25 protein-coding genes are annotated in these 22094 nt (G+C 47.2%); 9 read left to right on the top strand and 16 right to left on the bottom strand.

Annotated features, from left to right (window positions below; all coding sequences use genetic code 11):
* Positions 1 to 57: 57 nt before the first annotated feature.
* Complete coding sequence (gene glmS, locus ACQKD4_RS13845; RefSeq protein WP_427373784.1) at positions 58 to 1854, bottom strand: glutamine--fructose-6-phosphate transaminase (isomerizing); 1797 nt, start codon at positions 1852 to 1854, stop codon at positions 58 to 60.
* Positions 1855 to 2266: 412 nt separating this feature from the next.
* Here glmS and ACQKD4_RS13840 point away from each other — a divergent pair, with 412 nt between their 5' ends.
* Complete coding sequence (locus ACQKD4_RS13840) at positions 2267 to 2602, top strand: hypothetical protein (RefSeq protein WP_427373782.1); 336 nt, start codon at positions 2267 to 2269, stop codon at positions 2600 to 2602.
* Positions 2603 to 2631: 29 nt separating this feature from the next.
* On the opposite strand, the gene ACQKD4_RS13835 is transcribed toward ACQKD4_RS13840, so the two are convergent.
* From ACQKD4_RS13835 to ACQKD4_RS13805, 7 genes are read right to left on the bottom strand one after another with little or no spacing between them, the layout of a single operon-like run.
* Positions 2632 to 3375, bottom strand: coding sequence for an endonuclease/exonuclease/phosphatase family protein (locus ACQKD4_RS13835; RefSeq protein WP_427373780.1), 744 nt, complete (start codon positions 3373 to 3375; stop codon positions 2632 to 2634).
* A 26-nt stretch (positions 3376 to 3401) separates the two neighbouring features.
* On the bottom strand, positions 3402 to 3872 hold the full coding sequence (locus ACQKD4_RS13830; RefSeq protein ID WP_427373779.1) for a hypothetical protein: 471 nt from the start codon (positions 3870 to 3872) through the stop codon (positions 3402 to 3404).
* Positions 3859 to 4377, bottom strand: a complete 519-nt coding sequence (locus tag ACQKD4_RS13825) for a hypothetical protein (RefSeq protein ID WP_427373777.1) — start codon at positions 4375 to 4377, stop codon at positions 3859 to 3861. Before ACQKD4_RS13825 ends, ACQKD4_RS13830 begins: the two co-directional genes overlap by 14 nt.
* Complete coding sequence (locus ACQKD4_RS13820; protein ID WP_427373775.1) at positions 4356 to 4826, bottom strand: hypothetical protein; 471 nt, start codon at positions 4824 to 4826, stop codon at positions 4356 to 4358. Before ACQKD4_RS13820 ends, ACQKD4_RS13825 begins: the two co-directional genes overlap by 22 nt.
* A complete protein-coding gene (locus ACQKD4_RS13815; protein ID WP_427373773.1) occupies positions 4810 to 5259 on the bottom strand; it encodes a hypothetical protein in 450 nt (149 codons plus the stop codon). The genes ACQKD4_RS13820 and ACQKD4_RS13815 overlap by 17 nt, the downstream gene beginning before the upstream one ends.
* Positions 5260 to 5688: a hypothetical protein gene (locus ACQKD4_RS13810; RefSeq protein WP_427373771.1), complete on the bottom strand. Its 429-nt coding sequence runs from the start codon at positions 5686 to 5688 to the stop codon at positions 5260 to 5262.
* Positions 5688 to 6131 carry a hypothetical protein gene (locus tag ACQKD4_RS13805; RefSeq protein ID WP_427373769.1) on the bottom strand — a complete coding sequence of 148 codons (444 nt, stop codon included), beginning with the start codon at positions 6129 to 6131 and terminating at the stop codon, positions 5688 to 5690. Before ACQKD4_RS13805 ends, ACQKD4_RS13810 begins: the two co-directional genes overlap by 1 nt.
* A 206-nt stretch (positions 6132 to 6337) precedes the next feature.
* Between ACQKD4_RS13805 and ACQKD4_RS13800 the strand changes: the two genes are divergently transcribed.
* The 7 genes from ACQKD4_RS13800 (at position 6338) to ACQKD4_RS13770 (ending at position 11914) form a co-directional block, all read left to right on the top strand.
* A complete protein-coding gene (locus tag ACQKD4_RS13800; protein WP_214696897.1) occupies positions 6338 to 7048 on the top strand; it encodes a GntR family transcriptional regulator in 711 nt (236 codons plus the stop codon).
* A gap of 152 nt (positions 7049 to 7200) precedes the next feature.
* Positions 7201 to 7548 (top strand): PTS lactose/cellobiose transporter subunit IIA, encoded by a 348-nt coding sequence (locus ACQKD4_RS13795; protein WP_214696899.1) that lies wholly within the window; start codon positions 7201 to 7203, stop codon positions 7546 to 7548.
* Complete coding sequence (locus ACQKD4_RS13790) at positions 7545 to 7853, top strand: PTS sugar transporter subunit IIB (RefSeq protein ID WP_224863627.1); 309 nt, start codon at positions 7545 to 7547, stop codon at positions 7851 to 7853. Before ACQKD4_RS13795 ends, ACQKD4_RS13790 begins: the two co-directional genes overlap by 4 nt.
* Before the next feature lie 15 nt (positions 7854 to 7868).
* Positions 7869 to 9275: a GH1 family beta-glucosidase gene (locus tag ACQKD4_RS13785; RefSeq protein ID WP_427373767.1), complete on the top strand. Its 1407-nt coding sequence runs from the start codon at positions 7869 to 7871 to the stop codon at positions 9273 to 9275.
* 12 nt (positions 9276 to 9287) lie between these two features.
* Complete coding sequence (locus ACQKD4_RS13780) at positions 9288 to 10616, top strand: PTS sugar transporter subunit IIC (protein ID WP_214696903.1); 1329 nt, start codon at positions 9288 to 9290, stop codon at positions 10614 to 10616.
* Between the two features lie 75 nt (positions 10617 to 10691).
* Complete coding sequence (locus tag ACQKD4_RS13775) at positions 10692 to 10850, top strand: hypothetical protein (protein ID WP_427373765.1); 159 nt, start codon at positions 10692 to 10694, stop codon at positions 10848 to 10850.
* Positions 10851 to 10951: 101 nt separating this feature from the next.
* Positions 10952 to 11914, top strand: a complete 963-nt coding sequence (locus ACQKD4_RS13770; RefSeq protein ID WP_427373764.1) for a quinone oxidoreductase family protein — start codon at positions 10952 to 10954, stop codon at positions 11912 to 11914.
* Positions 11915 to 11946: 32 nt separating this feature from the next.
* Here ACQKD4_RS13770 and ACQKD4_RS13765 read toward each other — a convergent pair whose 3' ends face one another.
* The 8 genes from ACQKD4_RS13765 to ACQKD4_RS13730 all read right to left on the bottom strand — a co-directional run bounded on the left by ACQKD4_RS13765 (position 11947) and on the right by ACQKD4_RS13730 (position 20368).
* Positions 11947 to 12192, bottom strand: a complete 246-nt coding sequence (locus tag ACQKD4_RS13765; RefSeq protein ID WP_427373762.1) for a hypothetical protein — start codon at positions 12190 to 12192, stop codon at positions 11947 to 11949.
* Positions 12193 to 12279: 87 nt separating this feature from the next.
* Positions 12280 to 13632: a GH1 family beta-glucosidase gene (locus tag ACQKD4_RS13760; RefSeq protein WP_214876824.1), complete on the bottom strand. Its 1353-nt coding sequence runs from the start codon at positions 13630 to 13632 to the stop codon at positions 12280 to 12282.
* A gap of 24 nt (positions 13633 to 13656) precedes the next feature.
* Entirely contained in the window at positions 13657 to 14586 is a 930-nt protein-coding gene (locus tag ACQKD4_RS13755) for a carbohydrate ABC transporter permease (protein WP_214876822.1), read from the bottom strand.
* Between the two features lie 3 nt (positions 14587 to 14589).
* Positions 14590 to 15492 carry a carbohydrate ABC transporter permease gene (locus ACQKD4_RS13750; RefSeq protein ID WP_214696921.1) on the bottom strand — a complete coding sequence of 301 codons (903 nt, stop codon included), beginning with the start codon at positions 15490 to 15492 and terminating at the stop codon, positions 14590 to 14592.
* 59 nt (positions 15493 to 15551) lie between these two features.
* The gene (locus ACQKD4_RS13745) at positions 15552 to 16859 is read right to left on the bottom strand and encodes an ABC transporter substrate-binding protein (RefSeq protein WP_427373760.1); all 1308 of its coding nucleotides are present in this window, start codon (positions 16857 to 16859) and stop codon (positions 15552 to 15554) included.
* Between the two features lie 202 nt (positions 16860 to 17061).
* Positions 17062 to 18075, bottom strand: coding sequence for a LacI family DNA-binding transcriptional regulator (locus tag ACQKD4_RS13740; RefSeq protein WP_427373759.1), 1014 nt, complete (start codon positions 18073 to 18075; stop codon positions 17062 to 17064).
* 192 nt (positions 18076 to 18267) lie between these two features.
* Positions 18268 to 19356 carry a hypothetical protein gene (locus tag ACQKD4_RS13735; protein WP_427373757.1) on the bottom strand — a complete coding sequence of 363 codons (1089 nt, stop codon included), beginning with the start codon at positions 19354 to 19356 and terminating at the stop codon, positions 18268 to 18270.
* 139 nt (positions 19357 to 19495) lie between these two features.
* Positions 19496 to 20368, bottom strand: a complete 873-nt coding sequence (locus ACQKD4_RS13730; RefSeq protein ID WP_427373755.1) for a TetR/AcrR family transcriptional regulator — start codon at positions 20366 to 20368, stop codon at positions 19496 to 19498.
* 164 nt (positions 20369 to 20532) lie between these two features.
* Between ACQKD4_RS13730 and ACQKD4_RS13725 the strand changes: the two genes are divergently transcribed.
* A complete protein-coding gene (locus ACQKD4_RS13725) occupies positions 20533 to 22029 on the top strand; it encodes a DHA2 family efflux MFS transporter permease subunit (protein ID WP_427373754.1) in 1497 nt (498 codons plus the stop codon).
* Positions 22030 to 22094 lie beyond the last annotated feature (65 nt).

Below are 22094 nucleotides of genomic sequence, written 5' to 3'. Positions count from 1 at the left end.
TCGGCAAGCAGTAAAAAGCACCTCTCCTGAAGAAAGGTGCCTTACACTATGTTCAGTTTATTCGACCGTCACCGATTTCGCCAAGTTCCGTGGCTTGTCCACGTCACATCCACGAGCGAGCGCCGCGTAATATGCCATCAACTGAACCGGCAATACGTTGATGAGCGGTGCCAAGAGTGGCTCGACGTGCGGCAAGATGAAGTCATCATTCTCATGTTCGACGCCTTGCATGGAAATGATACAGGCGTTCGCGCCACGGGCGACGACTTCTTTGACGTTCCCACGGATGTTCAAGTTCGTCTTCGGTTGCGAGATGAGCGCGATGACCGGTGTCCCGTCTTCGATCAACGCAATCGACCCGTGCTTCAGTTCTCCGCCCGGGTACCCTTCCGCTTGGATGTACGAAATCTCCTTCACCTTGAGCGCCCCTTCGAGACAGACAGAAGCGTCAAGCCCACGACCGATGAAGAACGTGTTCGGTGTCGTTTTCAAATAACGTTCCGCGAGGTCTTCGAACAACTCTTTTTGCGCCATGATGGAGTCCATAATGGTCGCAACACGTGCAAGCTCCGGCATCAGGTCGAACGGTAATTCTTTCCCTGTCGCACGAGCGATGTCATACGCGAGAATCGCGAGGACGGCAATCTGTGCCGTGTATGCTTTCGTCGACGCGACCGCAATTTCCGGCCCTGCGTGGAGGAGCATCGTCTCGTTCGCTTCGCGTGAGAGCGTTGAACCCGGTACATTCGTCATGGTGAGCGCTTTATATCCGCGTTTCTTCACTTCGACGAGGACGGCACGGCTGTCCGCCGTCTCACCGGATTGTGATAAGAAGACAAACAATGGACGTTCACTTAAGAGCGGCATATTGTAGCCAAATTCAGAAGAAACGTGCACTTCTGTCGGAATGCCGGCGATGCGTTCTAAAATGTCTTTTCCGACGAGTCCGGCGTTATAGCTCGTCCCACATGCGACGATATAGACACGGTCCGCTTCCGAGACGAGTTCACGCACGCCGTCCGTGAGTTCGATGTCGCCGTTTTCGTTCTGGTAGTGCTGGATGATGTTGCGGATGACGGCCGGTTGCTCGTCCATCTCCTTCAACATGTAGTGCGCGTACGTGCCCTTCTCGATGTCTGACGCATCGATCTCGGCCGTGTACGGTGCACGCTCGAGCACTTCACCGTCGAGCGTCTTGATCGTCGCCGACTCACGCGTGAGGATGACAATCTCGCCGTCGTGGAGCTCGAGGTACTGGTCCGTCACCTGGAGCATCGCCATCGCGTCCGATGCGACGACGTTGAACGTGCCGTCACCGAGTCCGACGAGGAGTGGTGACTTGTTCTTCCCGATATAGAGGCGCCCTTTGTCCTCTGAGTCGATCATCGCGATCGCGTACGAACCGTGAAGGTCCGAGAGCGTCTTGCGGAACGCCACTTCGACATCGCCGAGCTCGACGAAGTGCTTCTCCATGAGCTGGACGATGACTTCCGTGTCCGTCTCCGAGAGGAACGGGACGTCAAGCGTCTTCTTGATGATTTCGTCGTTCTCGATCACGCCGTTGTGCACGAGCGTGAAGCGTCCTGTCGTACTTTGGTGCGGGTGGGCGTTCGGTACGCTCGGTACCCCGTGTGTCGCCCAACGCGTGTGACCGATTCCGATGGTTCCTTCAGCGTCAGCCGGTACGATGTCACGGAGTGCTTGGATTCGTCCCACTTCTTTGAATGTAAGAACGTCCTCACCGACCAAGGCAATCCCTGCCGAGTCGTAGCCGCGATACTCGAGCTTTTCAAGCCCTTTTAATAAAATCTCTTTCGTTCCAACTTGTCCGATCATTCCTACGATTCCACACATAAACAAATCTCCTCTATTCTTCGATTTCTCGAAAAAGGAAACGGGCTTTTTAGAGTAATGTCATCAAGTCTCGCTTTGTCCGTCCGGTCACCCGAACGCTTTAACGAGACCCTCTCAGTCGTGACACACAACTGGAAGGCATCCGCCGAAATCTCGATCACCTTCGTCCTCGTCAACTCCGTAGAGTTCTGGCGCTTCTGTTTCATATCCAACCGTTTCTCCAGATACGCTTTCATGCTATCGAGTATAAAAAGAATTGGATAGAGCAATTCGAAAAAATGTCGCCGAATACTTTTTTACCGTTCATGTAAAAGTCACCACTTTCACTAAAAAGCCATCACTCCTTCAGGTTTTCGACTAGGGAGAGAACGGGCATGATACAAGTAACGAGTAAAGAAATGAGGGGAAACACATGGGCGGCATCTTCCTGTTAATTGGCATACTGTTATCTGTCTTATCCAGGTGGCTTGAATTTGAAGGGAATAGCACGTTAGGGGATGTCATGTTGTTTCCTGCGATTTTCTTTATGGCCATGGCATTCTTCTGCAGTTTTCCTTACTTTAAAGAATGGTGGGACGACCGCTCCACCCGTAAGAAAGCATTCTTATTCGTGATTTTTGCCGCAGTCGGCATCCTATGTCTGCAAGCCGCTTTCTGGTTTGTTGTTTGGCGCGATCAATGGCTCGGACTCCTTTTCGTCATACCGTTCCTAGCATGCGCAGGATTCATCGCTCGCCTGTTCAAATAAAAAAGGACGCGCCGCAGCACATCCTACTTTTATTTCACGATGAAATCGGCGACAACCCCGTAATGATCACTCGGTATAACGTCAGTACTCGTTCTTATGTCTCCAAATACATCGACATGCTGAACCTCAACGTCCTTCCACTCGGAACGGATCAAAATCCAATCGTATCGTTCAGACTGCTCGAGATGAGAGGATTGTAGGTACGGGTTGTGCTTTACGTCTAGCGTCGCCCGTGGCTCTTCCGCAACAAACGTCGTCACGTCCCGCCACCCTGTATCCGATAAGTCATAATAGATAGTGGATTGAGGATGATCATTGAAGTCTCCACATAACACTTCGACCGACTTCCGGCATCCTTTACTTAACCAGTCTTGAACCGCTCTCATCTGAAGTTCTCGAATCGAAGAAGAGCGCCAATTCAGATGCACGCTCGTGATGCCCCATTCCTGACCGCCGAACGTAAGCGTCACTCGGGTCGCACAAAAGTTTGACTCTTCCACATCTTCTTCCCAAATCGCTTCAACTGAAGAAAAAGGGACTTTACTCAAAAAAGCGAGTCCTTCGTCCGGTGAGTCGGGGTAAGCATGAAAGACACAGTACGGATAACCCGTCGCTTCCGCAATGTCATGAGCCACACTACCCTCTTCGTAAGAACGGACTTCTTGCAGTGCAATCACGTCCGCGTCGATTCGTTTTACTTCTTGGCAAATCGCATCGATTCGTTTTTGCCATAGCGTGTCATGGTTCCAAATGTTATACGTCGCAATCCTCACTTCATATTCCTACTTTCTCGAGTGAGTCACGCGCTCCCCCATTTTTGTTCTTCTTTTAACTCTCGTTCCGTGACATAGTTCTCGTCGAGACGAACCATATATCGCTCGTACCATTTATGACCGATGACGGATATGACACCTCCAGTCACCATCAACCCAATAAAGTAAGGTGTCTCAATTTGTTTCGTTACCCATCCGAACATAAGGATGAGCAAAATCGGGAACGTCAAAAAATTAAAAATCGACATCAAGTGTATGTGACGTTTGGCGTCTCGATTCGTTAAATACTTCAATTGAATTGTTTCTTTCCTCCAAGATTTTTTAATCGCAAATAATCCCGCAAATTGACCAATCAAAAGAACAGTTCCTGCTGACACCCATCCTTTTTCAGTCGCCACAAACAACGATATACAGACCATCCACGACAGAAAAGTGAAGACTCCATTCTTTTCAGTTTCCACTGTGACAAGCTCTCTCATCTGATCACGTTTGTTCACGACGTTGCTCCTTCTCGTATTCGCGGACTTCACGAATCTCTTTTAAATCTTGATCCGTCAAATAGTTCTCATCATAAGATTGAATGACCCGGTCAAAGCGTTTCGCCAAATATTCAATCCCGAAAAACGTCAGCTGCGAAAGGAGGAACACACGGAACGATTGTGGACCTGTCGCTTCACTCGTGAAGTAAAAGAGTCCGTAAATCCCGACCCCCGTCAAGGCGAGCGTGTGTGCCATCATTTTGAATGATAAGAGGTTACGTGCCTTTTGATTCGTCACAAAACGTAGCCACATCCGATATCGGATAAATACACTCGTCAGAATTGCGGCAAGTGCCACATATAACGATCCCGTGATCACCCCATCTGAAAGCGTCCAATATGAGGCGTAAATCAAAAAACTGACGACGAGCCCGATGACGATGATGCCAACACCCCATCCGGTCCAACGGTCTACTTTTAAAATCGTGTCGATTTGCGCTTTTACTTTTGGTGATAGTTCCATACGTCCTCTCCTCCTTCCAACACTTCTTCATACGTCGGTAGCCTAGACTGATATACCTGAATTCGCTCTTCCCACTTCTTTTCTCGATATGATTTCGTCAACCCCCAAAGGGCGACGATCCCACCGGTCAGGATAAAGATATCTTCGTTCACATACATTTGGATGAAGAGTAAAAATAAAGAAACGGCACCAATCCAACAGTCAACGAGTCGATAGCGTAACACGCGAGCGACCGCTTGATGTTCGGCAAAAGGGCGAATGACTCGATATTCCATATATCCTTTATAAGCCATGCCCATGGATACGACCAACATGACGGGGATGACCCACATCGCCTGTGTCCGTACCATCACGATGAACGAAATCAAGAAAATGACGAGTACGGGCCAACCAAAGAACCGCTCGAACTGTTTGGCATGCGTTACTGTGAGTTCAAATGGACGATTCATGCGAGACCCTCCCTTCAATCACTTCTTCATACGTCGGAAGCCCTGGTTCAATATGTTGGAGTTGATTTGTGAACCACTTCTGCCGAAGCGGACTAAGTACTCCCCATATCCCGAAAAAGAGACCAATCATGAGACCAAAATCTTCTGCGGTCAGCAGGGTCACCATGAGTGTCGTCAATAAAATCGCATCCACCCATTCGAATACGTATTGAATAATGAGAATTCGATGTGCCTTTGGATGCTTGGTCATTCGCCACATGATGCGCATTTCTTGATAGCCCATCACGACGATAATCACGGAGACCGACCCCATAATGGGAATCAACCACATTTTCTCTAACAAGAGGGCGACAATGACGGCTGTGACATATAGAATCATGACGGGTACGGCATAACCTCGCATCCGTTGCATCCACTTTATGTCTTGCTCCACTTATATCGCCTCCTTGTTAAAGTTGATACACTCTACATCTTGTCGTTTTGTCTGCGTCTCCACGTTCCATGTCCATAACATCGCGCCTGCGATGAACACCGTGACACATATATACGCCACGTTTGATGTGAACAATAATTGATAATTCAATGCGAGAAAGAAGGCAACACTGTTGATCCCGTTCCGAGCAAGTTGACGACGATATAACCCTTTCAATTCTGGTTGAAATGACAGGCGCATCCGATAACGCTTCACATATAAGATGTTCAACGGAATGAATGTACAGGCGATATACAACACGCCCCATGTAAGGTCAACCGTCCATAAACTGATGGGAACCATGAGTACCACCAATGTTCCAAATATGCCGAAGATCCATTGGTCGAATAAACGTTTCCATGCCTTCTCTTGCGTTATCCGTTCATTCATCATTTTTGTCGCTCCTGATCCAACTGCTTTAATAATGGAACCTGTTCATTTAATTTCTTTTGAAACGTTCGTGACACCTGATCGCTCACCACTCCCCATACGAGAAGACCTATCGCTAACGCCAAACTGTCAAATTGAAAGATGAGAAGAGCTGAAATGAGTGAGATAAGCACACCTGAACTGATCAAATCATAAAGTAGGTTCCATATCAGTAATCGCATCAGATTTTGATTATCCATATGCTTACGACGCATTCTATACTTTTTCACATCTAATCCAATCATGGCGATTAAGATCAAAACAAACGGAACGGTCAGCCAGACATAACGTCCGAAGAACGATAGGATAATTGCAAGTACAATAAACGCCAGCAATGTATAACCGACCTGAAGATGTGACTTCCGCCATGTTGTCTCTTCTATATACCAATGTGTCTCAGTCAAATCGAGCACCTCCTTTCTCTAACGTGCATTTTTCTTATATACGCATTCTATGCCATCATTGTTTCACATTTTCCGAATATTCCCGCAATTAATCGTTCGACTTTTTTCAACAATTAACGAATGAAACGTATCCGCTTACAAAGGTTATCTGCTATACTGTTAGCGAATTCATTCCTACAAATTTTTTATGAAAGGTGTAGAACCGTATGTCTCCGAAGTACAAGCAAGTTGCGAGCCAGATTGAATCAGACATTGTCAATCACGTCTACCAACATACGAATAAATTATTGACCGAAGATGAGTACGCCAATAAATATGGTGTCAGTCGCAATACGGTCCGAAAAGCAATCGAGATCCTCGTCAACAAAGGATACGTTTATCAAGTCCAAGGGAGCGGCGTTTTCGTCCGCGACCATTACAATAGCGATTACATCAACCTTGAAAAACTTCAAGGTCTCACAAGTGACTTCAGTGGTCGGAAAGTCGAAACACGCGTCTTACATTTTGAACAGACGGTTGCAAACGATGAAGTCGCAGAACGTATGAAGTGCCCGATCGGGACCCCCGTCTACTTCGTGAAGCGTCTACGTCTCGTCGATGACCACCCGTTCTCGGTGGAAGATTCATACTTCCGAAAAGAGCTCGTCATCTACTTAGACGAGAACATCGTTCAAAAGTCGATTTATACGTATTTACGAAGTGACCAAAAACTTGCCATCGGATTCGCCGACCGAGTCATTTACGCAGACTTTTTAGATTCTGAGTCCGCCGATCTGCTCGACTTGAACGAGAATGACCCAGCCTTGATTGTCGACAACACCGTCTATTTAACAAATGGTCAAATCTTCGACGTCTCTCGTTCCATCCATCATTTTAAACATGTCAAAATGCTCAAAGTCTCGAACATCAAGTCCTAAACGCGCCCGGGAGATGCTTTTCTCGTGCGCATTTTTTATGCAATTTTTCAAAAAGAAAGGGTTTACACGAAAACGCTTTCGTGCTACTATCAACGTGTAGAAAATATTTGTACCTATGAATTTTAGTTATCCATACAAAAAGGAGAGATACTATGGTTTCTGAAACAATCGAAATTTCACCGGAAGATATTTTCGGTCTCATCGCCCTCTCGGGTGACGCCAAAGCGAGCTACCATCAAGCGATGCTCCTCATGCAAGAAGGAAAAAAAGAAGAAGCCGAGGCAGCAGTCGTTGCTGGTGACGCAACATTAAAAGAAGCACATGCGATTCAAACGAAATTCGTCACGCTCGAAGCACAAGGTAAATCGGCAACAGTCGGTGTCCTCATGGTGCACGCGCAAGATCACTTGATGAACACAATTCTCGTTAAAGAAATGCTTGGATATATGATGAACATGCAAAACGAAATCAACGAATTGAAAGGAATGGATCAAAAATGATTAAAATCGGACTCTTCTGTGCGGCAGGTATGTCAACAAGTATGTTAGTAGAAAAAATGAAAGCGGTTGCCTCTGAGCGCGGTATCGAAGCTGAAATCGCAGCTTACCCAGAATCAGAGATGGAAACATACGTTAACAACATCGACGTTGCGCTTCTCGGACCACAAGTGAAGTACCTTCTTTCAAAAGGGAAGCAAATCTGCGAACCAAAAGGTGTTCCAATCGATGTCATCAACACAGTCGACTACGGCATGATGAACGGTGCGAAAGTATTAGACCACTCATTAAAACTTGTAAATAAATAAACTGAGGTGATGACTTTGAAAATGCCTAAAGATTTCTTGTTCGGCGCTGCTTCGGCCTCTTATCAGGTCGAAGGCGCATGGAACGAGGACGGGAAAGGTCTCTCGAACTGGGACGTCTTCTCGAAAATTCCTGGTAAGACATTTGAAAACACAAACGGCGACGTCGCAGTCGACCATTACCACCGTTATAAAGAAGACATCGCGCTCATGGCGGAGATGGGACTCGAATCGTATCGCTTCTCGATCTCATGGCCACGCGTCTTCCCGAACGGTACGGGTGAAGTGAACGAAAAAGGACTTGAGTTCTACAACAACTTGATCGACGAATGTTTGAAACACGACATCGTCCCATTCGTCACACTCTACCATTGGGACCTTCCACAAGCACTTGAAGAAAAAGGCGGCTGGAAGAACAAAGAGACGGTTGACGCATTCGTCCGTTTCGCGGATACTTGCTTCCAATCGTTCGGTGACCGTGTGAACCACTGGATCACGTTCAACGAAGCGGTCATCTTCTGCTCACTTGGATACTTAACAGGCGCACACCCGCCAGGCATCGAAGGCGACGTCAAAGGTTATTTCCAAACGACGCATAACGTCTTCGTCGCTCACGCCCGTGCCGTCGAGCTCTTCAAACAAAACGGTCACACTGGCGAAATCGGGATCACGCACGTATTCAACCCGGCGTTCAGTATCGATGACGCAGAAGAGAACAAGTTTGCCGAAATGCATGCGAACGCTTATGCGACACATTGGTTCTACGACCCGATCTTAAAAGGTGAATATCCAGAGTACGTCGTGAACGGTCTGAACAAACAAGGTCTTTTCCCTGAAATGACAGAGGAAGAACTCGACGTCTTGAAACGTACCGCTCCGATGAACGACTTTATCGGTCTCAACTACTACAGCCCGCAGCGCGTCATGAAAAATGACTCAGCGCTCGTCATGGCTGGTGGACGTGAGAACTCGACAGGTCGCCCTGGTAACCCATCGTTCGATGGCGTCTATAAGACAGTCAAGATGGACGACAAAGTGTACACGAAATGGGATTGGGAAATCTCACCGGAAGCGTTCCTCGATGGGATGCACATGTTGAAAGATCGTTACGGCGACGTCAAAATCTATATCACAGAGAACGGTCTCGGTGATGTCGACCCGATCGTCGACGGTGAAATCATGGACACGCCACGAATCGAGTACATCGAAGGTCACCTTCGTGCAGTCAAACATGCTGTTCAACAAGGCATCAACGTTGCCGGTTACTACGCTTGGTCTGCAATTGACCTTCTCAGTTGGTTGAACGGTTATAAGAAACAATACGGCTTCATCTACGTCGACCACAACAACGGTCTCGAACGGAAGAAGAAACAGTCGTTCCACTGGTATAAAGAGATCATCGCCACGCGCGCTGAAGACCTATAAGGAGGTTCCCCTATGAGCCGCTTAGAAAGAGTATTTGAAAAGTTCACCCCTGCTTTTGTTCGCTTCGCGAACGCCAAGCCCGTCCTTGCGATTAAGGACGGGTTCATCCTCACGATGCCGATGACCATCATCGGGTCGCTGTTCCTTCTCATCCTGGCGTTACCGATTCCAGGTTGGGCTGACTTCATGTCAGGTCTATTCGGGGCAGACTGGTCACTCCCGCTCACGCAAGTCGTCGGTGCGACGTTTGACATCCTTGCTTTAATCGGTGTTTTTGGAATCGCTTACTCGTACGTCAAGAACGAAAAGATCGAAGGGGTACCGGCTGGTATTCTCGGAATCATCTCGTTCCTCATCATCACACAAGCTTCTGTCTTGTCTGAATCTGGGGAATTCGTCGGTGGCGTCATTCCAAAAGTATGGACAGGTGGACAAGGTGTCCTCGCTGCCATCATCGTCGGATTGACAGTCGGATTCATCTACTCGCAGTTCATCAAACGCGGGATTAGCATTAAAATGCCAGACGGTGTACCGCCAGGCGTATCGAACTCATTCTCTGCACTTGTTCCTGGTTTGGCAATCATCTCGCTCGCCGTTGCAACGTTTGCGATTTTCCAAGCGGTTGCAGAGCGTACGTTCACAGAAGTCATCTATGATGTGCTTCAAGCACCACTTCAAAACTTGACAGACACACTCGCTGGAGCCGTTATCATCATGGTGCTCATGTCTGTCATGTGGTGGTGTGGGATTCACGGTGCTGCAATCCTTATGGGAATCATGGGACCACTTCTCACAGCGAACGCGCTTCAAAACCAAGCGATCATCGATGCAGGTGGTACGCTTGTCGCTGGCGAGAACGCAAAAATCGTTACAATCCAGTTCCTCGATGTGTTCACGAAACTCGGTGGATCAGGAATCACAATCGGTTTCATCATCGCGACACTGATTGTCGCACGTTCGGCACACTTGAAGCAGCTCGGTAAGTTGTCACTTGCGCCAAGTATCTTCAACATCAATGAGCCGGTCATCTTCGGGATGCCAATCGTCTTCAACCCGATCATGTTCGTCCCATTCGTTGTCGTGCCAGCCATCGCTTCATTCATGGTTTACTTCGCGATCCTTTGGGGTTGGGTCGAGCCGTTCAACGCGCTTCAAGTACCATGGACGACACCTCCAGTCATCTCTGGATTCTTGATTGGTGGATGGCGTGCTGCGCTCTTACAGATTGCAACAATCGCTATGGCCGTTGCGGTTTACCTTCCGTTCGTTCGCATTCAAGACCGCGTCTCGTACGGTGAAGAATTGAAAGCACAAGAAGAAGCAGACAAAGCGTCAGCCTGAAACAAAAACGACAGCCCTTCTCAGCAATGAGGAGGGCTGTTATGATGTAGGAAAAGATTGGAAAGTTGGGGTAGGATGAAAAGAAATGTCACCGTCATGTTCTCGCTATTTGCCTCATCCTCGTTTGCAGCAGGTCTTGCCTTTCAGTCAGTCATTCCTTTCATCGTAGGTATCTTATTCATTTTAGCGGCCGGCTATCAAGCAGGAAAGCAAATCGAGACGAAGAAAGCCTGAGTTCATCAAATTGGACTCAGGCTTTGTCTTGGGCATCTCTATAAGTGATTCAAGCAACGTATGCTATAGTTTGAGTGAGTCTAACGAAGGAAGTGATCAACATGAAGGCACTCGTCTTCCATCAGTTCGGTGGTCCTGATGTTTTAACATATGAAGAAGTCCCGACACCGATGCCACAAGTTGATGAAGTATTGGTACGCACAAAAGCCATCGGATTGAACTATGCCGATGTGTATCGCCGGAAAGGCAACTATCACCTCGTCGGAGACCCTCCATACATTCTCGGATATGAAGGAGCCGGTGTCATCGAAGCGGTCGGGGCGAACGTCACCTCGCTTCAAGTCGGGGACCGCATCGCCTTTGCCGATGTCCCGCACGCCAACGCAGAATTTGTTGCCGTCCCGCTCGACAAGGCGATTCCTCTTCCAGATGCCATTTCATTCGAAGCAGCCGCATCGACCATGCTTCAAGGATTGACGGCCCATTACCTCGTCCACGACAGCTATCGGATTCAGGCCGATGATGTCGCGGTCGTACATGCAGCCGCTGGCGGTGTCGGTCAATTGTTGACGCAAATGATTCAGCGTCTCGGCGGACAGGTCATCGGTCTCACGTCCACAGCCGAAAAAGTGGCCACTATTCAAACACATGGTGCCCGTGCCTATCGCTATGATGAAGCATGGGTCGAAGAGATTCGTAATGCCACGAACGGTCGCGGTGCCGATGTCGTTTATGATTCGGTCGGTGCGACATTAGAAAACAGCTTTGAAGCAACGTGCATCGGTGGGACGGTCGTCTTCTACGGCATGGCCGGTGGCGACCCAAAACCGGTCGATCCGCGTATGCTCATGGACACATCGAAGACATTGACGGGTGGCGACTTATGGAACGTCCTCACCTCAAAGGAGGAACGCATTCGTCGGTCGCACGAATTGTTCAGTTGGATCGTGGACGGTTCACTCATCATTCCATCACCGACAACGTTCGCCTTGTCAGATGGTGCATCGGCCCATGCCTTTTTAGAAAGTCGGAAGAGCCAAGGGAAAATCCTTTTGATTCCATAAACAAACGCCAGCCCGTTTTCGGTGCTGGCGTTTTACATATCCTTTTTTCGGAGCGAATATCCGTCCACCTCAAGCAGCCGCATCCGTTTCTGGTCGACCGCCGCATGAATAATCACAGTCACTCCGGGATTCAGTTCCATCATCTTCTTGATTTTTAGTAAGTCGTCTCCTTTAATCTCAACCGGCAACACGAATTCCCCTTCTCTCAAATGAACGAACTTGATCTTCCCTTGGTCGTCATAGCCCGTTACTTCGTATGTCGAAAATTCTCGTTTCATGAATATCCCTCCCCCTCTTACAGTTCCCGCAACAGATAAATTGCACACAAAAAAATCCATCCCCGTAGCGGCAGGGATGGATGCATGTTACGCCTCGACGCTATCCGCGTGTTTGGCTTTATGGTCGGCGATGACACCAGCATACCACTTCGCGCTATCTTTCCAGATACGCTCTTGTGTCTCAAAGTCGATATAGAGGATTCCGAAGCGCTTCTCGTATCCGAAGCTCCATTCGAAGTTATCCATGAGCGACCAGAGGTAGTAGCCTTGAATGTTCATGCCTTCATCGTTCAAGTCAGAAACGGCTTCGAGGTGCTGGCGGACGTAGTCGATCCGGTTATCGTCATGGACTTCGCCATTTTCCAGCACGTCGTCAAATGCGGCTCCGTTCTCTGTGATATAGATGGGAAGGTCAGTATACTCGGCGCGTAAACGACGGATCAGGTCTTTGAATTCGTTCGGGGCGATATCCCAGCCCATGCCCGTCTTCTCATAGTCCGAATAAGCGTCTGCCTTCAAGAAATCATTTGCTGCGTTGAACTCGACAATGCCACGGCTGTAGAAGTTAATGCCGAAGAAATCGCAAGCTGTCGAGATCGTCTCCAGATCACCCGATTGGATGAAATCGAAGTTATGCACATATTTAGAGAACAAGTTCATCATGTCGACCGGATACTGGCCTTTGAAGACCGGATCGAGGAACCAGCGATTCGAATACCCGTCGGCATTGTTCATCGCAAGGCGGTCATTCGCCGAATCCGTCTTCGCGTACATCGGTGACAAGTTGAGCGTGATGCCGATCGGGGTCGTGGATGTCATCTCTCGCTTCAACAATTCGACCGCTTTTCCGTGCGACAACAAGATGTGGTGCACGGCGCGTACCGCTTCGTTCATGTCACGATGACCCGGTGCGTGAACACCGACATGGTAGCCGAGGAAGCCGGCACACCAAGGCTCATTGTGGGTGATCCAAGAGTCGACGATGTCATCAAGCTCTTCAAAACAGACTTTCGCATAATCGAGGAACCAGTCAACCGACTCACGGTTGACCCAGCCACCTTCTTCATGAGCCCACATCGGAAGGTCCCAGTGGTAAATCGTGACGGCTGGTTTGATTCCTTCTTCACGGAGACGCAGCGCCAAGTTTTTGTAGAACGCCATACCTTCTGGGTTATACTCTCCCTTGGCAGGGAAGATTCGTGGCCACGCGATGGAGAATCGATACGTGTCGACACCTAGCTTTTTGATGTGTTGGATGTCTTCTTCGTAACGATGGTAGTGGTCACATGCGACATCGCCGTTATGCTTTTCAAACACGCGCCCGTCGATGTCACAGAACATATCCCAGATGGAAGGGGTACGTCCCCCTTCATTGTGTGCGCCTTCAATTTGGTATGAGGACGTGGCTGTCCCGAATACGAAGTCTTTCTTAAAATGCATAGTGTTTTCCTCTTTTCTCTATATTTATTCTTTGACAGCACCTGCCGAAATACTGCTGACGATGTACTTCGAGAGGAACAAGAAGGCAATCATGATCGGTACGACCGAGATCGCGATTCCTAGGTAAAGCGCGCCAAGGTTTTCTGCGACTTGTGATCCTTTCAAGAAGCCCATCAAGACAGGCAACGTGTATTTCTCAGGAGAGAATAAGAGGACAAGTGGCATCAAGTAGTTGTTCCACGAGCCGATGAACGTGAAGATCGACATCGTCGCAATCGCTGGCATCATCATTGGGAGCGCGATTGTATGGAAAATACGTAACTCGCTCGCACCGTCAATCCGTGCCGCTTCAATCAAACTGATGTGAAGTGTCGCTTGCGTGTACTGGCGGATGAAGAAGACCGTGAACGGTGTTGCAATCGCAGGGACAATCAACGGGATGAACGTATCGAGAATGCCGAGCGTTTTTGAAATCTCGTAGAATCCGATGAGTCCAAGTTGTGCCGGAACCATCATCATGACGAGCATGAAGATGAACATCGCATTCTTCCCTTTGAAGTTGTAGAACGTGAATCCATAAGCTGTAAGGGCTGAGAAGTAGCCCGAAAGTACCGTCACCGATACCGAGATAATCAAGCTGTTTTTAAAGCCGGTCCAGATGTTGATGTACTCGCTTAGGGTAGCGTAGTTATCGAGCAACGCATTACCAGGGATCAAGGTGAAGCCAGATATGACTTCTCCATTCGTCCGAGTCGCGTTGATGATCATCATCAAGAACGGGATGAAGCAGATAATCGCAAGAATAACCAAACTTGCATAGATCAAGCCTCTTACAACACGATGCTTCGACTTTTGTTTTTTAGGTGGCACCACTTTGAGTGGACGGTCTTCTTTACGTTTTGGCTGCGCTTCGCTATCCGGAAGCATTCGCCGTGTTTCTGCATTTTGTTCCATCGCTTACGCCCCCTTCTTCTGTGTTGCGCGTTCGTTGCGGAACATACCTTTGAAGACGATCGCCGAGAAGATGAGCGTGATCAAGAATAAGCCGTAAGCGACCGCAGATGCGTAGCCGTAGTTGTTGTACTTGAAGGCTTGGTTATACAAGTAAAGCACCATCGTGTTCAACGAGCCGTCTGGTGAACCGATTCCATCTGTAATCAACATCGGAAGGTCGAACAATTGAAGTCCACCAATGAGCGATGTGATCATGATGTAGAGAAGAATTGGTTTTAAGAGCGGCAACGTCACTTTCGTAAACATCTGCCAACGGTTCGCACCGTCGATGTGAGCGGCTTCAAAGTAATCTGTTGAGATTCCTGAGACACCGGCCATCACGATGATAAAGGAGTGACCGAACCACATCCATGTCAAGATGAGTGAGACGGATAGTTGAGCCGTCACGGGTTCTGCCAACCAGTCGATCGGATTTGAGATCAAACCGATTTTCATCAACACCATGTTGAGTGAACCATGCTGCCAGTCGAGCAAAATACCGAACAAAAGCGCGACCGAGCTGATTGTGATCAAGTTTGGAAGATAGAAGAATGAACGGAAGAAGTTTAATCCTTTTAGCTTCAAACGTAGATCTGAGAATAAGAGCGCCAGTAAAAGGGCCATTCCCATCTGCAAGGCGAAGTTGACTCCCCAAATCTTGATGGTGTTGAAAAACGCTTCGATGAAGTATGTGTCCGTCAACAACCGTGTATAGTTCGCAAATCCGACAATCTCTTCTCCTGGGCTACCGGTGTAATTCGTGAAGCTATAATAAAGCGTCAAGAAAACCGGATAAATGCTAAACGTCAAGAAAACAACCCAGAACGGGGCGATGAACAGATAGCCGTAACGATCTAATTTTTTCACGTGTATTTCTCCTTCCATAAGAACCGAGGGAGGAAATCCCTCCCTCGTGTTGGTCATCGTCAGTCTACTACGATGTCTGGGTAAGCGTTTTTAACTTGTTTCTTGAACTCTTTGATTGCATCTTCTTTCGACTTCTTACCTTCTACGTAAGATGTAACTGCCGCTCCGTAAAGCGTGTCGAGCTGTTGGTCGTATTTCGTAACGATCCCTGGTTTGATCGATTCTGCTTCGCCGAGGAAGAACTCGTAGTTGTTCTGTCCGCCGAGGAACTCGTCGCTGAAGTCCGTTTTGATTTTTTCTGTAACTGGGTTGAAGGCAAGTACGTCGCCTGTTTCTTTCGCCCATTCAGTCAAGAACTCTTCATCTTGTGTCATGAGTTTGATGAAGTCGTAAGCTTCTTCTTTATGTTTAGAGTCTTTGTAGATTCCGACCCATGTACCGCCCCAGAAGTATGGGCTTGGTCCGCTTGTTACAGCCCAGTCACCAGCAGTGTCTTTCGCGTTCTCTTTCAAGACAGCGTGGAGACCCCAAGTTGGAAGTACGTAAGAGAAGACTTCTGTTTCCGTTTCTTTACCGCCTTCTTTCACTTTGATCGGCTTGTCCATTCCTTCGAACCAAGATGGTGACCATTCTGGTGCAAGGGCAGTCAAGTTATTTTCACGAAGCTCTTTTGCGTAGTCGAAGTAGTTTTGTTTCCCTTCAGTCAAGACAAGTTCATTGTCTTCGTTTACCCATGCTTGTGGGTCATCGCCTTGTGCGAACCAACGGATTGAACCTTCGTCTGGGAAGAGTTTGTAGCCTTTATCTTTAAGCTTTTCACCGACTTCGAAAAGTCCGTCCATCGAGCTCATCATTTCGCCGACTTCAGCCGGGTCATCTGTACCGAGTGCTTCTTTAGCGATGCTACGTTTGTAGTAGATCCCACCTGGAGTTGTTTGCCATGAAAGGGCACGAACGTTTCCGTCCTTGTCTTTCCCAAGGTCGAAGACGTAAGGAACGATGTCTCCAGAAACTTCTTCTGCGTTGTATGGTTCTTCCGAAAGGTTTTCCCAATATCCAGCGTCAATCCATTGTTTAAGAAACGCGATTTCACCCGTGAAGACGTCCGGTGCGCCGACGCCACTTTCAAGAGCTGGCTTCAACTTCGTTGCGTAGTCAGCCGTCGGTACGATTGTCAATTCGACTTTCACGCCGTTACGCTCTTCGAACGTTTTGATTGGCTCTTTCAACTCATCTGTGAATGACCAAATTTTTAGGACATCATCTTTTGAACCTTCTGAAGATGATCCTTCGCCGCCGTCAGAGCAAGCGCTCAAGACACCAACTGAAAGTGCTCCAATGGTAAGTAAGCTAACAAGTTTACGCATGTGTTGTTCCCATCCTTTTTATAAGTAGTATTAGAAAGCGCTTGCAAAAAGAGGTAAATAATTGTCGAAAGCGCTTTCGGTTTATCCGAAATAAAATATCGAAAGCGGTTTCGATTTTCTCTAAAAATGACTTTCGAAATCGCGCTCCCCTCTCCATCCACTGAAGAAAAGAGAGCGACTTCGAAATATCATTGGCTATAAATCACTGTTTGACCGGCGCACAAGATGCCCGTTCTACTAAGCTTACCGGAATGATGCGACGTTCGGTGAGTCGCTCTTTCGCGGTCATTTGTTCAAGTAAAAGTTCTGCTGCCGCTTCCCCGATTTCATCCGTATCTTGGCGAATCGTAGTCAGTTTCGGCGTAATGTATTGGATCATTTCAATGTCGTCGTATCCGATGACAGAGATGTCATTCGGGACGTGAAGACCGTGTTCGTGAATCGCTTCGATGACGCCGATTGCCATTTGATCCCCGGCCACAAAGACTGCAGTCGGTTGATCGTCGAGTTCAAGCAATCGCTCCATCGCTTGCTTACCTTCTCCTACTGAGAAGAAACCAGCGTTGACGAGGTAGCCTGGTCGAATCGGAAGGTTCAGCTCTTGCATCGCAAGTTCATATCCTTTGATCCGTGCCGCTCCAGCGTCAATCGTCTCATCCCCAGCGATGTGGGCAATTTTTCGATGACCGAGTTCATAGAGGTAATTCACAGCGAGACGTGCCCCCTCGATGTTGTCGGAATAGACGACGCTACAATTGGCGCTGTCCATATCGACGACGACGATCGGGATGTCGCTTCGCATGAGCTCCTGAACTTGCTCATCCATTCGGTCCGAGCAGATGACGACGATGCCGTCGACCGCACGGTGTTTGAAGTGCTCGAGATAACTCATATCACGATTGCGCAGATTACGCGAGGCAAAGATTAAATCATAGCCTTGCTCCTCTGTCGCGTGACGAAAACTTTCGATGATTCCGTTGAAGAACGGGTGTTTCATCCCGACTTCGTTCGCCTCTGAGAACATGACCCCGATCGCCCATGATTTTTTCGTCGATAACGACTGGGCATGTGCGTTCGGCAAGTAGTCCATCTCAGCAGCGGCTTGAAGAATCTTCGCTCTCGTCTTGTCGCTCACGTCTTTGTAGTTGTTCAACGCTTTGGACACTGTCGTGATTGAGAATCCTGTTTTTTTGGCTAAATCATAAATCGTACCCATATTATTCTCCTCTTCCCGAAAGCGCTTTCGGTAATTTGATTGTAGCGCATGAATTTGTAGGAATCAATTCTTTTTCGAGGAAACTTTTTGATTCTTTTTCCCATTCCTTGTTTCTTCTATATTACTGTATCGGGAAGATTTTTGTCATACCTGTGTCCAAGTTAAACTATTTCGTTATCAGTTTTAATTTAACTATTCTTTAACATTGATACTCCAGTCTCCATCTGCCGTTATAACAAACACATATACACTAGACTCTTCAAAAGAGTAACGTTGAGAGCCTTCGTAACTCCCTATTTCGTTCACTAACAAATCAACCTTGTTAACGGTCACAGCGAAATTAGAATCCCCATTGTGTGAAAATGAAATTTGATAAGACCCTTTATCAATTTCAAAAAAGACCACATCGTCACCTTTTCCTTTTATATCACCTGGTAGACTTTCTATTTCGAGTGGTCGATATTGCATAACGTTAATTGTCCAATTACCTTGATTGCCATTTATATTTAAGTAATAATCCCCTGTATCCTCAATCCAAACAAAACTCTTTCCTGAATAGTTTCCTATTTCATTCACTAGTAAATCAATCATTTCCCCTTGATCATTTTGAAGTGTCACTGCAAAGTTGCTTGATCCATTGTAAGTGCTGGCTACAACAGCAAAACCTCTTTCAAGTTGAATTGCATCTGTCCCCATATCTGATGAACCTTCTATCGTTGTCGTCAAGTCTTCTTGAACCCTTTTGACATGATCATTTTTTACTTGATCTAAATCTTTATTCACACCTACCTCGATAATTGAGTCTGCGTCATATACCACGATTATGTTTTGATTCTCGATTGTAACTTCATCAAACTCCATGCCGTAAACAGTGTATCCTCGGTTAATTTGTAATTCATAAAATTCCATGTAATCTTCATAGTTCGATAGTGGATCCTCCGGCTGAACATCCTGTAAAAACTCTTCCACAGAAGGTTCTTGAACTTCTTCGACCTCTTCAGGTTCCTCCGCTTCAATTACCGGTTCAGGTTCACTTTCGTCCTCTGTAACTGCTACCGTGCTCTCTTCTTCAAAATTAGTAACAGCTTCTTGATTATTTGTTTCAAGAATTCCGAGTATGAAAATCAACCAAATACCCGCGAGAAAAATCGAACCTCCTAATATAATCGGGAATGGCGTGATATCCTTTTTGATGAAATAACGAAATACAGAATAGAGACCATATGCCGCTCCACCTATTAGTAGAGCGATCGCAGTAAATGCAATCACATTTTCTAGCATATTCAGCTCCTCCTATCTTCAACCACCTTCAGTTCAATATTAACCACCATTAATTATTACCCATATTTCCCATACAAACCTACACTTGTTCTATCTTTTCTAACCAAAAATAAAAATCATCCAAAATTTTGGATGATTTCTAATGTGTCCGTGTATACAACCAGACGAGATTCGTAAACTTTTGTACTTCCGTTTCGCCTGTCACGCCTTTAAATAGACGTTGAAATGGCTTCAACAATTGCTCTAAGACAATCTTCCGAAGACGATTTTGTTTTAATTCGTACGCGATTGCATCGAACAAATCTCGTTGTTCTTCCGTCATCTCAACATGCTCTTCGATGCGAGCAGCCATCTCGTTCAATTCTTCAATCGTAATGAGATGTTTATCTGTCGTTCCACGCATTTGCTCGACCGTGACCGGATTCAAGACGTGCTCCCCTGTCTCTATCATTCGTGCAGCAATCAGTTCTACGTACGCATATAAACTCCTCACGACTTTTTGAGGAGAGTAAGCGGCATTCGTGATCCGGTTCGTAAATAAGATATGTTGTAACATTCCGTTGAAGAGTACCGTTAATTCCATCGAATACGGTCTGACAGCCTCTCCGATGATTTCCGTCAAACGCATCGCAATCCATTCAATTTCATAAATGCGATGTTGAAGTACGAGTTTTTTCAATTCATTCTCGTTTGACGACATGATCGATTCAAATAACGCGTGCAAGTTCCGTTCTTCGTTCAATTGAATTAATATCGAGATTTGCTCGATAAAGACATCACGATCTCGTTTATCTCGTCCCATCTGCATCTCAATTCGGCGCTGCCCGGCATCATATCGTAAGTTCTCGAGGATACTGGCCACACAATCCGTCTTCGATGAGAAGTAGTTATAAAACGTCCCTTTTGAGATATTGGCACGATCGATAATCTCTTGCACCGATGTATGTTGCACTCCATTTTCGATGAAAAGAGACATGGCAATGTCTGCGACTTTTCTCTTTTTCTCTTTCATTCTCTTATGACTCCGTTCTGTCTGGTTTGTACCTTTACTATAGCACCGAAAACCATTTTAGACTAATAGTACAAAATGGTTGCTTTATTTATACAATGGGTATAAAATCATTTCATCGACACTTACCAACACATAACTATTTAGAAAATAAAGGAGCCATCCATATGAAACCAGAATTCCAAAAGAAACCGCCTTACGTCATGTTGGCGGTCCTCTTTGCGGGTGCGTTTATCGCATTTTTAAACAACTCATTACTCAACGTCGCGCTCCCCTCAATCATGGTCGATCTCGAGATTGCAGACTACTCGACCGTACAATGGCTCGCGACAGGCTTTATGCTCGTGACGGGTGTGCTCGTCCCGGCATCCGCCTATTTGATCACTCGTTTTTCAAACCGCAGCTTGTTCATCACCTCGATGAGCATCTTTGCGCTCGGTACGGCTATCGCTGCCTTCTCACCAAGCTTCGGTTGGCTTTTGACTGGTCGAATGATTCAAGCAGTCGGTGCCTCAACGATGGGACCACTCCTCATGAACGTCATGCTCGTCAGCTTCCCGCGTGAAAAACGTGGAATGGCGATGGGGGTTTTCGGGCTCGTCATGATCTCAGCACCTGCGATTGGACCGACACTCTCGGGTTATATCGTCGAGTACTATGATTGGCGCGTCTTATTCGAAATGATTTTACCGCTCGCCATCATCGGTCTCGCGCTCGCTATTTGGAAAGCGGAGAACGTCATGGTCCAAAATAAAGATCAGTCACTCGATTACTTGTCACTCGTCTTATCGACGCTCGGATTTGGTGGGATTTTGTATGGTGTCAGTTCAGCAAGCTCGGACGGCTGGGACAACCCAATTGTCTTAGCGACGATGATTGTCGGTGCCATCTCGTTGATCGCATTCATCTATCGCCAGCTCCATATGGAAAAACCATTACTCGACTTGCGTGCTTACAAACATCCGATGTTCGCACTCGCGTCAGTCATTGCGATGGTCAACGCGGTCGCCATGTTCTCCGGTATGATTTTGACACCGGCTTATGTCCAAAGCGTTCGTGGCATCTCCCCACTCGATTCAGGACTCATGCTTCTCCCTGGTGCGATCATCATGGGAATCATGTCGCCGATCACGGGTAAACTGTTTGACCGATTCGGGCCAAAATTATTGGCACTTACCGGATTGACAATCACCGCGGTATCGACGTACATGCTCGCAAACGTCCAACTTGACTCGACCTACACATACATCGTCTTAACGTACACGTTGCGTATGTTTGGGATGTCAATGGTCATGATGCCCATCATGACTAATGGACTGAACCAATTGCCGACTCGCCTCAATCCACACGGAACGGCCATCAACAACACGGCCCAACAAGTATCTGGTGCGATCGGTACGGCAGTACTCGTGACCATCATGAACTCGGTGACACGTACGGAAGCTGAATCATTGATGACAGGAGTCGATCCTGCGACACTCACAGAAAGCTCAATGGGTGCCATCACTCAGCAAGCCCTCTTATCCGGGATTCAATATTCATTTTACGTCGCACTCGGGATGAACCTCTTGGCGCTTGTTTTAGCATTTTTCGTGAAACGCGTGGATGTACGGAAGTTCGATGATAATGTAGAAGCTGTTGAAGAATTGAAACAAGCGAATTAATATGGAAAAGCCAATCTGAATCTAGGATTCAGATTGGCTTTTTTAATTTCTCATTCCCCTTATAC

Source organism: Exiguobacterium sp. NPDC077395, from assembly GCF_050269125.1.
Lineage (GTDB): Bacteria > Bacillota > Bacilli > Exiguobacteriales > Exiguobacteriaceae > Exiguobacterium > Exiguobacterium aestuarii_A.
The sequence above is the reverse complement of the archived record's forward strand: the minus strand, read 5'-3'. Positions and strand labels throughout refer to the sequence as shown.